This is a genomic window from Streptomyces glaucescens, from assembly GCF_000761215.1.
Classification (GTDB): Bacteria; Actinomycetota; Actinomycetes; order Streptomycetales; family Streptomycetaceae; genus Streptomyces; species Streptomyces glaucescens_B.
Genome location: NZ_CP009438.1, coordinates 4981930 through 4995777, shown reverse-complemented (window position 1 = coordinate 4995777; position 13848 = coordinate 4981930). Strand labels below are relative to the sequence as shown.

At 74.1% G+C, this 13848-nt stretch carries 13 protein-coding genes; 5 read left to right on the top strand and 8 right to left on the bottom strand.

What is annotated here, in order from left to right; all coding sequences use genetic code 11:
• The first annotated feature begins 3 nt into the window (after nucleotides 1-3).
• Nucleotides 4-975, top strand: coding sequence for a heavy metal transporter (locus SGLAU_RS21750; RefSeq protein WP_078957828.1), 972 nt, complete (start codon nucleotides 4-6; stop codon nucleotides 973-975).
• A 281-nt stretch (nucleotides 976-1256) separates the two neighbouring features.
• Complete coding sequence (locus SGLAU_RS21745) at nucleotides 1257-1691, top strand: hypothetical protein (protein WP_043503877.1); 435 nt, start codon at nucleotides 1257-1259, stop codon at nucleotides 1689-1691.
• 73 nt (nucleotides 1692-1764) lie between these two features.
• On the opposite strand, the gene SGLAU_RS21740 is transcribed toward SGLAU_RS21745, so the two are convergent.
• Both SGLAU_RS21740 and fdxA read right to left on the bottom strand, forming a co-directional pair.
• Nucleotides 1765-2862 carry a bifunctional succinyldiaminopimelate transaminase/glutamate-prephenate aminotransferase gene (locus SGLAU_RS21740; protein ID WP_043503875.1) on the bottom strand — a complete coding sequence of 366 codons (1098 nt, stop codon included), beginning with the start codon at nucleotides 2860-2862 and terminating at the stop codon, nucleotides 1765-1767.
• A gap of 113 nt (nucleotides 2863-2975) precedes the next feature.
• Entirely contained in the window at nucleotides 2976-3296 is a 321-nt protein-coding gene (gene fdxA / locus SGLAU_RS21735) for a ferredoxin (protein WP_043503874.1), read from the bottom strand.
• A 140-nt stretch (nucleotides 3297-3436) separates the two neighbouring features.
• Here fdxA and SGLAU_RS21730 point away from each other — a divergent pair, with 140 nt between their 5' ends.
• The gene (locus tag SGLAU_RS21730; protein WP_078957827.1) at nucleotides 3437-4483 is read left to right on the top strand and encodes a GNAT family N-acetyltransferase; all 1047 of its coding nucleotides are present in this window, start codon (nucleotides 3437-3439) and stop codon (nucleotides 4481-4483) included.
• Nucleotides 4484-4497: 14 nt separating this feature from the next.
• Nucleotides 4498-5349 (top strand): transglutaminase-like domain-containing protein, encoded by an 852-nt coding sequence (locus tag SGLAU_RS21725; RefSeq protein ID WP_043503872.1) that lies wholly within the window; start codon nucleotides 4498-4500, stop codon nucleotides 5347-5349.
• Between the two features lie 261 nt (nucleotides 5350-5610).
• Here SGLAU_RS21725 and SGLAU_RS21720 read toward each other — a convergent pair whose 3' ends face one another.
• The 4 genes from SGLAU_RS21720 to SGLAU_RS21705 all read right to left on the bottom strand — a co-directional run bounded on the left by SGLAU_RS21720 (nucleotide 5611) and on the right by SGLAU_RS21705 (nucleotide 9414).
• A complete protein-coding gene (locus tag SGLAU_RS21720; RefSeq protein WP_043503870.1) occupies nucleotides 5611-7719 on the bottom strand; it encodes a hypothetical protein in 2109 nt (702 codons plus the stop codon).
• A gap of 162 nt (nucleotides 7720-7881) precedes the next feature.
• Complete coding sequence (locus SGLAU_RS21715) at nucleotides 7882-8292, bottom strand: DUF6113 family protein (protein ID WP_043503869.1); 411 nt, start codon at nucleotides 8290-8292, stop codon at nucleotides 7882-7884.
• Complete coding sequence (mshB, locus tag SGLAU_RS21710; RefSeq protein WP_043503866.1) at nucleotides 8289-9200, bottom strand: N-acetyl-1-D-myo-inositol-2-amino-2-deoxy-alpha-D-glucopyranoside deacetylase; 912 nt, start codon at nucleotides 9198-9200, stop codon at nucleotides 8289-8291. Before mshB ends, SGLAU_RS21715 begins: the two co-directional genes overlap by 4 nt.
• Before the next feature lie 19 nt (nucleotides 9201-9219).
• On the bottom strand, nucleotides 9220-9414 hold the full coding sequence (locus SGLAU_RS21705; RefSeq protein ID WP_043503865.1) for a hypothetical protein: 195 nt from the start codon (nucleotides 9412-9414) through the stop codon (nucleotides 9220-9222).
• 176 nt (nucleotides 9415-9590) lie between these two features.
• Between SGLAU_RS21705 and SGLAU_RS21700 the strand changes: the two genes are divergently transcribed.
• A complete protein-coding gene (locus tag SGLAU_RS21700) occupies nucleotides 9591-11708 on the top strand; it encodes a S9 family peptidase (protein WP_043503862.1) in 2118 nt (705 codons plus the stop codon).
• Nucleotides 11709-11843: 135 nt separating this feature from the next.
• On the opposite strand, the gene SGLAU_RS21695 is transcribed toward SGLAU_RS21700, so the two are convergent.
• Together SGLAU_RS21695 and SGLAU_RS21690 are read right to left on the bottom strand one after the other, a co-directional pair.
• On the bottom strand, nucleotides 11844-12881 hold the full coding sequence (locus tag SGLAU_RS21695) for an ABC transporter ATP-binding protein (protein ID WP_043503860.1): 1038 nt from the start codon (nucleotides 12879-12881) through the stop codon (nucleotides 11844-11846).
• Nucleotides 12874-13848: an ABC transporter ATP-binding protein gene (locus SGLAU_RS21690; protein WP_043503859.1), complete on the bottom strand. Its 975-nt coding sequence runs from the start codon at nucleotides 13846-13848 to the stop codon at nucleotides 12874-12876. The genes SGLAU_RS21695 and SGLAU_RS21690 overlap by 8 nt, the downstream gene beginning before the upstream one ends.

Here is a 13848-nt window from a genome sequence, read left to right as displayed (position 1 = left end):
CGCGTGCCAGAGCCGTCCCCTTCTCCCAAGCGTCACGGCCGTCTCCTGCGTAGCGGAGCGGCCCTCGTGGTCCTGCTCGCGGTCGCGGGGTACCTCGCGGTGCAGTACGTCACCGGCGGGGCCGGCGGTCCGGGCTGCACGGTGGTGTCGGGCAAGGGCGACGGGGCGACGTACGAGTTCTCCCCGGAGCAGGCGGTGAACGCGGCGACGATCACCGCCGTCGGCACCGCGCGCGGGCTGCCCGAGCGGGCGGTGACGATCGCGCTGGCGACCGCGCTGCAGGAGTCGGCGCTGCGCAACATCGACCACGGCGACCGCGACTCGCTCGGCCTGTTCCAGCAGCGCCCTTCGCAGGGCTGGGGCACCGAGAAGCAGATCATGGACCCGATCTACTCGGCGGGCATGTTCTACGACCACCTGGTCGAGGTGCCCGGTTACACCCGGCTGCCGCTCACCGTGGCCGCCCAGCGGGTGCAGCGCAGCGGCTTCCCGCAGGCGTACGCCAAGCACGAGCCGGACGCCACGCTGCTCGCCGCCGCCCTCACCGGCCGCGCGGGAGCCACCCTGACGTGCGAGGGGCGCCCGGACGCGACCCGGGTCTCCGGCCCGGACGGGGTGCGCTCGGCGCTGGTGCGCGACTTCGGGCGGGACGCGATGGAGGCGGCCGGCGCCGAGGTCGGTGCGGGGGCGTCGCCGCGGCCGGCGGCCGGCGCCGGGGCGGACGGGCGGACCGTGACGGTCCCGGTGGCCCGGCAGCCGGGCGCCGGGGACGGGCGGGCCGCGCGCGAGCGGGGCTGGCAGCTGGCCCACTGGGCGGTGGCCAACGCGTCCGCGCTGCACATCGAGCGGGTCTCGTACGCGGGCCGCGAGTGGGTGGCCGGCACCACGGAGGGCCGCTGGCGCACGACGGACGCGGCGGCGGACGCCAAGGGCGGCGAGGGCGTCGGCGCGGTACGGATCGTCACTGCGCAGTAGTGCGGACGGTCACCCGCAGGGGTGGAAGCCGGCCCGGTGCGGGTGACGGTGTGCGCAGGTTTTCGCGTGGTCGCCCGGGCGTTCCCGGGAACCGTTGGGAACAAAGGGCTGTAAGGATTCGGCGGGCTTCCGGGCCGACAGCCCTTTGTCCCTTTTTATCCACAGCCGATAATGCGACGCATTGCCAACTCTTTGCGTTTCGGGTCCGCAACCTCGGCGGGGGGTCGAGCGGTAGTCACGGCGCACGTCCTCGTTACGTCTCTTCCCGTCGAAGGAGCATCATGTCCCTCCCCCTGACCCGCCGGATCGCCCGTGCCGCGCTGCTCACCGCAGCGGGAGCGGCCTCCGTGGTCGGCGCGGCCGGTGCCGCCTCCGCGGCGCCCGGACTGCCCGCCGCCCAGAACCTCGGCGGGATGACCGCGCTGGACGGCGCGAACGTCGGCGGCACCGTCGACAGCACCGCCCAGAACGTCACCGAGCTGGCGGGCGAGACCGGCAGCAAGACCGTCAAGCAGTCCGGCAAGACCACCGGCAAGGCGGCCAAGAAGGTGACGCCGGTCGCGCAGAAGGCCGCCGGGGACGTGGCCGGTTCCGCCGGCGGCCTCGTCGGCGACGCCACCCAGGCCGCCGGCAAGGGCGGGCTGTCCACCGGTTCGCTGACCAAGGGCGGTCTGCCCACCCAGCAGCTGCCCACCAAGGGCCTCCACATCGGCTGACGCGCCGTGGGAAAGGGGTCCGGGGACGTGCTCCCCGGACCCCTTCGCCGTGTCCCGTACCGCCGCCCGGCGGCTACCGCGCCAGCCGCTCCACGGCCGCCCGCACCCGCTCGTCCGTGGCCGTCAGCGCCACCCGGACGAACCGGTCCCCCGCCGGGCCGTAGAAGTCGCCCGGCGCGACGAGGACGCCGCGTCCGGCGAGGTGCGCCACGGTGTCCCAGCAGGACTCGTCGCGGGTCGCCCACAGGTAGAGGCTGGCCTCGCTGTGCTCGATGCGGAACCCGTGGCCGAGCAGGGCCTCGCGCAGGGCGGTGCGGCGGGCGGCGTACCGCTCGCGCTGCACACGCACGTGCTCGTCGTCGCCCAGCGCCGCCACGACGGCCGCCTGGGTGGGCGCGGAGGTCATCATCCCGCCGTGCTTGCGGATCTCCAGCAGCGGGCCCAGCACGGCCGGGTCACCGGCCAGGAAGGCGGCCCGGTAGCCGGCGAGGTTGGACCGCTTGGAGAGGGAGTGCACCGCGACGATGCCGTCGTAGGAGCCGCCGTTGACGTCCGGGTGCAGCACCGAGACGGGGTCGGCCTCCCAGCCCAGCTCGATGTAGCACTCGTCGGAGAAGAGCAGCACGCCGTGCTCGCGGGCCCAGGCCACGATCCGGGTCAGCTCGTCCTTGGTGAGGACCTTGCCGGTCGGGTTGGACGGCGAGTTCAGCCAGAGCAGCTTCAGGCCGGCCGGGTCCAGCTCGGCCGGGTCGTCGTAGACCTCGTACGCGGCGCGCGCCAGCCGGGCACCGACCTCGTAGGTGGGGTAGGCGAGGCGCGGGTGGGCGACCCGGTCGCCGGGGCCGAGGCCCAGCTGGGTGGGGAGCCAGGCGACGAGCTCCTTGGAGCCGACGACCGGCAGCACGTGGTGGTGGGTGACGCCGCGGGCGCCCAGGCGGCGCTCCAGCCAGCCGGTGATCGCGTCCCGCAGCTCCGGCGTGCCCCACACCGTGGGGTAGCCCGGCGAGTCGGCCGCGGCGACCAGCGCCTTCTGGATCAGCTCGGGCACCGGGTCGACGGGCGTGCCCACGGACAGGTCCACGATGCCGTCCGGGTGGGAGGCGGCCGTCTTCTTGTACGGCGCGAGCTTGTCCCAGGGGAAGGTCGGGAGGCGGTCGGAGACTGCGGACACGGTTTCTCGCTCACTCTCTTCGTACGGCAAACGCCTCGGTCCCGCACGGCGATCTGAGGCGATCAGGCCGTACGGGACCGAGGCGGCGCGGATGGCGGGCCGCCGGCGCGGTGTTACTCGCCCTGCGGCGGCAGACCGGCGACGAACGGGTGGTCGCGCTCGATCAGGCCGAGCTTGCTGGCACCGCCGGGCGAGCCCAGCTCGTCGAAGAACTCGACGTTCGCCTTGTAGTAGTCCTTCCACTCCTCCGGCACGTCGTCCTCGTAGAAGATCGCCTCGACCGGGCAGACCGGCTCACAGGCACCGCAGTCGACGCATTCGTCCGGGTGGATGTACAAGGACCGCTGGCCCTCGTAGATGCAGTCGACCGGGCACTCCTCGATGCACGCCTTGTCCTTGACGTCGACACAAGGCTGCGCGATGACGTAGGTCACGCTGTCGTTCCTCCTCGATAGGGCGCTGGCGGGCCTCCTCAGGCTCCGCCGCCTGGCGCGCGGGAGCGCGGCGTCGTCGATGCCCGCCCCTAGTATCTCCGTTCTTGGGCAAGATCCGAACAGGAGGGGTGAACCGACCTGTGGAAATCTCCGCGGCAGGGCGCCTTGAGGTCCGAATCACCACTGCTGACGTGGGCAAACGCGTCTCCGTGCGGCGCTTGAGCCACCCTAGCGGCAGCACAGGGACGCAAAAGAAATTCACCGACACGGTCGGTGTTCTCGCATCCTGGGACGACGGTGTGCTCCTGATCACACGGCGGGACGGTGAACTCGTCCGCATTCCGGAGACCTCGCTGGTCGCGGGCAAGGTGGTGCCGGCCGCCCCGGCGCGCCGCCGCGGTCCCGCCGCCTCCTGTCCGGAACTCACGCGGATCTCCGCCCGGGCGTGGCGGCCCGTGGTGAGCGAACGGCTGGGCGACTGGGAGCTGCGGGCCGCGGGCGGGTTCACGCGGCGGGCCAACTCGGTGCTGGCGCTGGGCGACCCCGGACTGCCGCTCGACGACGCCCTGGCCGTCGTACGCCGCTGGTACGGCGAGCGCGGCCTGCCCGCGTACGTCCAGGCCACCACCGGCGGCGAGGGCACCCAGGAGCTGCTGTGCGCGCAGCTGGCCGGGCGCGGCTGGGTGCGGGAGGTGACCGCCGAGCTGTGGACCGGCGCCCTGGCCCCCGTCGCGGACCGGGAGACGCCCGTGCGGGTACGGCTGTCCCGGGAGGCCGACGAGGCGTGGCTCGCCCGGTACCGGCGCAAGGGGCTGGGCGAGGTGGCACTGCGGGTGCTGCACGGCGGGCCGTCCGTGTGGTTCGCGACCGTGCCCGGCGAGGAGGCGGGGGCGCCGCCCGCCGCCATCGGGCGGTGCGTGGTCGACGGGCGGTGGGCCGGGTTCGCCGCCGTGGAGGTCGATCCGGCGCTGCGGCGGCGAGGGCTGGCCACGGCGGTGATGGCCGCGCTCGCCGGGCGGGCCCTGGAGGAGGGCGCCTCGGCCGGCTGGCTCCAGGTCGAGACGGACAACGCGGCGGCACGGGCGCTGTACGGGGAATTGGGCTTCGCCGCCCACCACGCGTACCACCACTACCGGGAGCCGGGAGCGACGCACGACCGCGGCGGCTCCCCCGCCGGGCTGGGCTGAGGGGTGCGGCCGTGATGCGTCCCCCGTTCCCCCCGCCGCCCGGGCGGGCCGCCGAGCTGCGGCTGCGGTTCGCCGAGGAGGCCCGCTCCGAGCGGCCCGACCTGTCCCTGCTCTGCCTGCTGCTGGCGGCCGCCGGGGACGCCTCGCTGGACGAGGCGGGCATCGACGCCGCCCAGATGGAGCTGGACCGGCTGGCCGGGCTGCTGCCCCACCGGCCCGCCGGGCCGCTCGCGTGGGCCGAGGCGACCCGGGACCTGCTGGGCGAACGGCTCGGGTTCCGGGGCACCGCCGGGGACTACCGGCGGCTGGAGTCCTCCCTGCTGCACGAGGTGCTGCGGCGGCGCCGCGGCCTGCCGATCCTGCTGTCCGTGGTGTGGATGGAGGTGGCTCGGCGGGCCGGGGCACCGGTGTACGGCGTCGCGCTGCCCGGGCACTTCGTCGTGGGGTTCGGCACGACCGGGGAACGGGTGCTCGCTGATCCGTTCGACGGGGGGCGGGTGCTGAGCGGGATGGATGCGGAGCTGCTCGTGGTCGGCGCCACGGGGGTGCCGCTCGACCCGTCCGTGCTGACGCCCGCGGCGCCGGGCGAGGTCGTGCTGCGGATCCTGAACAACATCCGGGCGTGGGCCGCCGCCCGGCCGGAGCGGTCGGACGTCTCCCTGTGGGCGGTGGAGCTGTCGCTGCTGCTGCCCTCCCGTCCGGCCCGGCTGCGGTACGAGCGGGCCCGGCTGCTGGTGCAGCGCGGGGAGTTCGCCGCCGGGGCGCAGGAGCTGGAGGCGTACGCGGAGGTCGTGGCCGAGGTGGACCAGGCGGCGGGCGAGCGGCTGCGGGGGGAGGCCCGGGCCGCCCGGGCGATGCTCAACTAGCGGGATCCGCGAAGTCGCGTCGTCCGCGCGCGGGACGGGCCACGCGGCGTCATGAGGGCGGCCCCCGCCGGCACCGCTCGCGGGAGCGTGCCAGGCGTCGCGGGGCGGACGGGACTCCGCGGACACTCCCTGGTGGTGCCGGACCAGCGGTGCCGGACCGGCGGTGCCGGACCAGCGGTCCGCCGCCGGGGTGTCCCGGTCGTCGCGGGTGCCGGTGGCGAGAAGGCCCCCGGTTCTCCTCCGGGGGCCCCTCGCTCGGTGTCAGCTCGTTTCGATGACCGCTGTCCTGTTCGTCTTGCTCACCAGGGCCGTGCGGAGGGCGCCGTAGACGTCCTCGGGGGTCACCGGGGTCTTCTCGCCGGTGCCGCGGGTGATGAGGACGCCGTCGAAGGTGCTGCCGTAGAGCTGCTTGAGGGCGTTCAGGTCCGGGCTGTCGACCAGCTTGCCGTTGACGGCCTTGACGCGGAGGAACTTCCAGAGGGAGTTCTCCGGGCTCAGCGGGACCGAGTGCGCCGCGTCCGTCTGCACCGTGACGATGCCGGACATCGCGGGCTCCGCGAACTCCTTCATCATCCGGTCGACCTCGGCGTCGGAGACCGTGGGCTGCCTGGTGGTGGTCGGCAGCGCGACCGCCGTCGCGGTGCCGGTCTCCACCTGGGCGCGGTACGCCTCGGCGACGGCCTCGCCGGCCCGGTCGGCGTCGATGCCCTTGCCCGGCTTGCCGTAGACGGGGACGGCCTTGCCGGACTCGAAGCGGATCGTGCCGTCGGTCGCGGTGCCCGCGCCGCCCGCCGCGGTCTCCAGGGCCGAGTGCAGCTTCTCCTCGTCGACCGGCATGACGGGCTCGACGACCCGCTGCTCGCCGAAGAGCGAGCCGATCACGGAGACCGGGTTGTAGTCGTTGGTCGCGGCCTCGCGGACGGTGGCCTGGGCGTCGAACGCGAGGCCCGCCTGGTCGGGCTTGAGGGTGACGGTGTCGCCGTCGACGGTGAGCTTGAGCGGGTTGTCGATCCGCTCGCCCAGCGCGTCGTCCAGCTTCTTCACGGCCTCGTCGCGGGTGCCGCCGCCGATGTCCACGCCGAGCACGGTGGTGCCCTTGGGCACGTCGGAGTGGTTCATGAGCAGCCCGGCGCCGTAGGCGACACCGGCCAGGGCGATCACGCCGCCGCCGAGCAGGACCAGCTTGCTGCGGCCCTTCTTCTTGCGGGGCGCGGCGGCCGGGGTGCTCTGGCCGCCCGGTGCGGGCGGCGCCGGGGGCGTGGCGGCGGTGCCGGGGCCGGCCGGCGGGAACCCGGCGTCGCGTTCGGGGCCGGGGACGACCGGGATGCCGCTGGTGACGGTGTGCCCGGAGACGTTGTCGTGCGCCGGGGGGCGGAAGTCGGTGCCGGCCGGGGGCTCGGGGACCTGCTTCTGCGGGGTCAGGATGGCGGTGTCGTCGCTGAGGCCGCCACCGGTACCCGCCATGCCGGGAACGCCGGGTGCGGTGCGGGGTGCCGTCGCCTGGCTCCCCGGGGCGCCGGCGGGAGGCGGGGCCAGGGGGCCGTCACCGGTGACGGGGCCGCCGGTCGGCCCGGCGGGGCCGCCCGGTCCTGCGGGGCCGCCGGGACCCGCGTAACCGCCCTGGCCCGGCCGGCGCGTCTGCGGGGACGGCGGCCGGTCGTCGCGCCGCGGCGCGCCGGGGGCCGGGCGGGTGCCGTTGCCCAGCGGGCCCGCCGCGAGCGCCTCGGTGACGTCGAAGGAGCCGGTGCCACCGCCGTGGCCGGGCGCCACGGGGCCGCCGGTGGCGCCGGGCAGCCCGGAGCCGGTGGCGCCGGGGCGGTTGCCGCCGGGCTTGTCCGCGGAGCCGGGGCCGCCGCCGGGCCGGCCGGGCCCGAGCGCGGGCCGCGGGCCGCCGGCCGCGGCCGCGGGCGGTGCCGCGGGAGCGGAACCACCGGGCGTGCCCGCCCCGTTGGCCGCCTCGCCGCCCGGACCGCCCTTGGGCGCACCGGACTTGCGGGGGGCGAACCAGTCGCTGGTCTTCTCCTCGGCCTGCGGCGCCGGTTCGGCGGGCGCGGGGGGCTCGACGGTGCCCGTGGTGGTGGCGGCGCCCGGAGCCGGAGCCTCGGCTTCGGGGGCGTCACCCGGCTCGCCGTCCCCGACGGGCTTGCGCACGACGACCGGCGGGATGGGGCGCGATCCGGGGATGTTGATCCGGATCCGGGTGGTCAGCGTGGTCTCGGTCTTGCGTTCGTCCGGCCGAGCGGCCGGACGGCCCGCTTCCGCGCCGTCGCCGGAAACCGTGGGGGTACCGTACGGCGGCGTGCCCGAGGGGTATGCGGCTCCGCCGCGCCCGTGGGGCCCGGAGGACGGACTGTCAGTTTCACGACTCAAGGCAGGTTCTCCCGGTTGGCTCCGCCGCCCGCGTACGACCTCACTTTGTTCGGGCGGCTCGGCGGCGCGCACAACCATACTGTCCGCTTCCGGCGCTTATCCCATGACCACTGGGGAAACCCACACGGGACTCGCACGTGCGCGTGACGGCGAAGTGGTACGTCACTTGCCAAGTCGGACGGCCGGGCTCCCGGGTTGCCGCGCCAGGCCGAGGGTGGCGCAGATCACAGCCACCGCCATACCGCCGAGCAGGAACAGGTACGAGCCGATGTCCGCGGCGAAGACGAAGTCCCCCTCGGGGCGGCTGGCGGTGAGCAGGACGACGGCGATCATCCAGCCCGTCGCGGGGGCGATCGCCCCGCCCCGGCCGCCGGTCGCCCGGGCCCCGCCGAGGAACAGCCCGGCCGCGCCCGCGAGGGCGAGCAGCAGCCCGCCCGGGAACCAGGCGGCCTGCACCAGGGCGCCGGCGCCGCCGACCAGCGCGCCGAGCAGGAAGAGCCCCAGGAAGGCGGCGATCCGTCCCGGGGAGGGGCGGGTCAGGGGCTGGGCCAGCAGGGAGCCACGCTGCGTCATGACGCCTCCTCGGCGATCCCGGCGATCCCGGCGAACAGGTCGGTCTCCCGCCCGGACGCCCGGTCCCCGCCGCCGGCCGGGAGGACCCCCGTCTCGCCTCGCTCGCCGCGTACCAACTCGTAGTACTCGGTACGGAAGACCGGCTGGGCCAGTTCATTGGACAGCGCGAAGAAGTCGCCGTGGACCTCGATCTGGGTGGCGTGCGCGGCCATCGCGGCGGCCTTGGCGGCGGTGTACGCGTCGCCGCCGTCGATCTCGGCGGTGATCCGCTCGTCGTCGACCACGCCGGGTACGTCGGCGAGGGCGGCGGCCTCGCGGAAGGGCAGCCGGGGCAGTTCGCGGCGCAGCCGGGCGAAGGCGTCCTCGCCGGCGGTGCGCGGGACGCGGTTCCAGTAGACCTTGGCGGGGGCGCACCCGGCGTCGGCGGCCAGTTCGACGGCGCGCATGGCGACGCGGTGGGCCTGGATGTGGTCGGGGTGGCCGTAGCCGCCGTCGGGGTCGTAGGTGACGAGGACCTGGGGGCGGACCTCCTGGATCACCCGGAGGAGGTGTCCGGCGGCCTCGTCGACGTCCGCCTGCCAGAAGCAGGCCGGGTCGTCGTTGTCGGGCAGGCCCATCATCCCGGAGTCGGCGTAGCGGCCGTCGCCGCCGAGCCGGCGGAAGTCGGTGACGCCGAGCTCGGCCATGGCGGCGGTCAGCTCGCGCAGGCGGTGCGCGCCGAGGGCGGCGCCGGTGAGGTGCGCGAGCGCGGGCGGGATGACCTCGCCGCGCTCGCCGAGGGTGCAGGTGACCAGGGTCACCTGGGCACCCTCGGCCGCGTACCGGGCCATGGTGGCGCCGTTGTTGATCGACTCGTCGTCCGGGTGCGCGTGCACCAGCAGCAGACGCCGGGAGGGCAGGTCCGTCATGGGACCCACCCTAAAGGCGTCAGAACTTGATGCTGCCGATCATGCCCGCGATGTTCGACGTCACCTCGCTGATCGTCGGGGCGACCGTCGAGGAGGCGAGGTAGAAGCCGAGCAGCATGCAGATCACCGCATGCCCGGCCTTCAGTCCTGACTTCTTGATGAGCAGGAAGACGATGATCGCCAGCAGCACCACCGCCGAAATCGAGAGTGCCACGGCGGCTCACCTCCAAGAACCCGGGGACATGGGAGCAGAGCAGGGGGGAACGCGTAAAGCCATACAGCAGCCGGCAGGTTCATACCCACGCAGCGCTAGTGATCATAACTATCCGTACGCGCGCATCGTTCGGCGCACAGCCGCACAAGGGGGCGCATGGCCAATATGGTCGGGGCATGACGACCGAGCCTGATTCCTTCCCCCGACGGCACGCGCGGACCCAGCGGTTCACGCTCGGCGCGCCGCGCTCGTTCAGCGTGGCGCCCGACGCGTCGCGTGTCGTGTTCCTGCGCTCGCGGTCCGGCACCGACCGGGCGAACGCGCTGTGGGTGCTCGACCTGGCGGACGGCACCGAGCGGGTGGCCGCCGACCCGGGTGTGCTGCTCGGCGGTGCCGCGGAGGACCTCCCGCCGGAGGAGCGGGCGCGTCGCGAGCGCAGCCGGGAGGGCGGGGCCGGCGTCGTCGGGTACGCCACCGACCCGGCCGTGGAGCTGGCGTCTTTCGCCTTGTCAGGGCGGCTTTTCGCGGCCGAGCTGCGGGCCGGTACGGCGCGTGAACTCCCCGTCCCCGGGCCGGTGATCGACCCGCGGCCCTCCCCCGACGGCCGGCTCGTGGCCTATGTGGCGGGGGGTGCGCTGCGGGTGGTCGGCGCCGAGGGCGGGGACGACCGGGTGCTGGCGGAACCGGAATCGGACGGGGTCTCCTACGGGCTGGCCGAGTTCATCGCGGCCGAGGAGATGGGGCGTTCGCGCGGTTTCTGGTGGGCGCCGGAGTCGGACCGGCTGCTGGTGGCGCGGGTGGACGACACGCCGGTGGAGCGATGGTGGATCTCCGATCCGGCGCAGCCGAAACGTGACCCACAACACGTGCCGTATCCGGCATCCGGGACGGCCAACGCGGATGTCCGGCTGTTCGTCGTCGATCTCGCCGGGGTCCGCACGGAGGTCGTCTGGGACCGGGCCCGCTACCCCTACCTGGCGCGTGTGCACTGGTCAGCGGCGGGTGCGCCGCTGCTCCTGGTGCAGGCGCGGGACCAGCGCAGCCAGCTCTACCTGGCGGTGGACGCGGACACCGGGGCGACCCGGATGGTGCACGCCGACGAAGATCCGATTTGGCTGGATCTTTTCCCCGGAGTGCCGTGCTGGTCGCCCTCCGGGCAGTTGGTGCGGATCGCCGACGAGGGCGGCGCGCGCGTGCTGGCGGTGGGCGAACGGCCGCTGACCGGGGCGCAGTTGCACGTCCGTGCGGTGCTCGACGTCACGTCCGACGACGTGCTGGTCGCGGCCTCCGCCGGCGCGGAAGCGGAACGGCCGGAGATCGGTGAGGTGCATGTCTACCGGGTCGGCGAGCTGGGCGTCGAGCGCCTGTCGGAGGAGCCCGGGGTGCACTCGGCGGTGCGGTCCGGCGAGGTGACCGTCCTGGTGTCGGCGACGCTGGAGCGGCCGGGGCAGGTGGTGCGGGTGCTGCGCGGCGGAAAGCAGACGGCGGTCGTCCCGTCGTATGCCGAAGACCCCGGTATGTCCCCGCGCGTGACCCTCACCGAGGGGGGCGCACGACGAATTCCGTGCGCCGTGCTTATGCCACGGGACTACCCCGGTGACACGCCCCTGCCGGTGCTCCTCGACCCCTACGGCGGCCCCCACGGCCCGCGGGTCGTCGCCGCCCACAACGCCCATCTGACCTCGCAGTGGTTCGCCGACCAGGGCTTCGCCGTGGTGGTCGCGGACGGGCGGGGCACCCCGGGCCGCTCGCCCGCCTGGGAGAAGGCCATCCACCAGGACTTCACGGTCTCCCTCGACGACCAGATCGAGGCACTGCAGGATTTGGCTCGGAATCACCCGCTCGATTTGAGCCGTGTGGCCATCCGTGGCTGGTCCTACGGCGGCTGGCTCGCGGGACTGGCGGTGCTGCGCCGCCCGGACGTCTTCCACGCCGGCATCGCGGGGGCACCGGTGACGGACTGGCGCCTCTACGACACCCACTACACCGAGCGCTACCTGGGCGACCCGGCCGCCGCGCCGCAGGCGTACGCGCACAGCTCCCTGGTGACCGACGAGGGCCTGTCCGCCCCCGCCGCGCAGCACCGGCCGCTGATGATCGTGCACGGCACGGCCGACGACAACGTGGTCTTCGCCCACGCCCTGCGCCTGTCCTCGGCCCTCCTCGCCGCCGGCCGCCCGCACGAGGTCCTGCCCCTGTCCGGCGTCACCCACATGACGCCGCAGGAGCAGGTCGCCGAGAACCTGCTGCTGCTCCAGGTGGACTTCCTCAAGCGGGCCCTGGGGCCGGCCTGACGCCTGGCCCGGCGGGCACGGCGACGGGCCGGGGCGGCATGGCGCCCCGGCCCGTCTACGGCACCCGCACGGCCGTACGGTGTCCAGCCTGACGCGTCCGTATATCGGAACAGGGTCGGGCGGGTTGCCGCCGTGTTACTCCGGCCGGCCCGAAGGGACGACGTGCTTCTCCTCCGCGAAGTGACAGGCGCTCGGGTGGGCGGCGGGGCCGGTGGCACGGCGGAACGCCTCCGGCACCGCGAGGGCCGGGACCTCCAGGGCGCAGCGTTCGCGGGCCTTCCAGCAGCGGGTGCGGAAGCGGCAGCCGGAGGGGATGTTCGTGGGCGACGGGACGTCGCCGTGCAGGATGATGCGCTCGCGGTGTTCCCGGGCCTCGGGGTCGGGCACGGGGACGGCCGAGAGCAGGGCCTGGGTGTAGGGGTGCGTGGGGTGGTCGTAGATCTCCGCGTCGCGGCCGGTCTCCACGATCCGGCCCAGGTACATCACCCCGACCCGGTCGGAGATGTGCCGGACGATCGACAGGTCGTGGGCGATGAAGACGTAGGACAGGTCGAACTCGTTCTGCAGGCGTTCCATCAGGTTGACGACCTGGGCCTGCACCGAGACGTCCAGCGCGGAGACCGGCTCGTCCGCCACGATGATCTCCGGGCGCAGCGCCAGGCCGCGGGCGATGCCGATGCGCTGGCGCTGGCCGCCGGAGAACTGGTGCGGGTAGCGGTTGACGTACTCGGGGTTCAGGCCGACCACGTCGAGGAGTTCCCTGACCTTGCGGCGCCGGTCGCCCTTGGGGGCGGCCTCGGGGTGGATGTCGAAGGGCTCGCCGATGATGTCGCCGACCGTCATCCGGGGGTTGAGCGAGGTGTACGGGTCCTGGAAGACCATCTGGATGTTGCGGCGCACGGCCCGCAGGGCGCGGCCGGACAGCCGGGTGACGTCCTCGCCCTTGTACCGGATCGCACCGGAGGTCGGCCGCTCCAGGCCGACGAGCATCTTCGCGACCGTGGACTTGCCGCAGCCGGACTCCCCCACGATGCCCAGCGTCTCGCCCCGGTCGAGGGTGAAGTCCACCCCGTCGACGGCCTTGACCGCGCCGACCTGCTTCTTGAACAGGACGCCCCGCGTCAGCGGGTAGTGCTTGACCAGCCCGCGCACCTCCAGGATCGGCTCAGCCATGCAGGCACTCCCTCCAGAAGTGGCAGGCGCTGCCCCGCTCCCGGTCCACCTCGTAGAGGGGCGGTACGTCGGTGCGGCACACGTCCCTGGCCATCGGGCAGCGGGGGTGGAAGGGGCAGCCGGAGGGGATGTGCTGGAGGTTGGGCGGCAGGCCCTTGATGGCGTACAGCTCCTGGCCCTTCTGGTCCAGGCGCGGGATGGAGTCGAGCAGGCCGCGCGTGTAGGGGTGGGCGGGGGCCTTGTAGATGTCGTGGACCGGGGCCGACTCGACGATCCTCCCCGCGTACATGACGGCGATCCGGTCCGCCACGTCCGCGACCACGCCGAGGTCGTGGGTGATGAGGATCAGGCCCATCCGGTACTCGCGCCTGAGTTCCGCGAGCAGGTCCATGACCTGGGCCTGGACCGTCACGTCCAGCGCCGTCGTCGGTTCGTCGGCGATGATCAGGGCCGGTTCCAGGGCCATCGCCATGGCGATCATGATGCGCTGGCGCATGCCGCCGGAGAACTGGTGCGGATACTGCCGCACCCGCTCCCCGGCGGCCGGGATGCGCACCCGGTCCATCAGCTCCACGGCCTTGGCGCGGGCGTCCTTCCTCGACATGCCCCGGTGGACGACGAACATCTCGCCGAGCTGGTCGCCGACGGTGAGCACCGGGTTCAGCGCGGACAGCGCGTCCTGGAAGATCATCGCCATTCCGGCGCCGCGCACCTCCCGCCGCTCGGACTCCTTCAGCTTCAGCAGGTCACGGCCCTGGAAGAGGATCTCGCCGCCGGTGATCCGGCCCGGCGGGGCGTCGAGGATGCCCATGACGGCCTGGGCGGTGACGGACTTGCCGGAGCCGGACTCGCCGAGCACGGCGAGCGTCTCGCCGGCGTCGACGCGGTAGGTGACGCCGTTGACGGCCCGGGCGATCCCGTCCCGGGTGCGGAACTCCACGTGCAGGTCGCGCACTTCGAGGAGCAC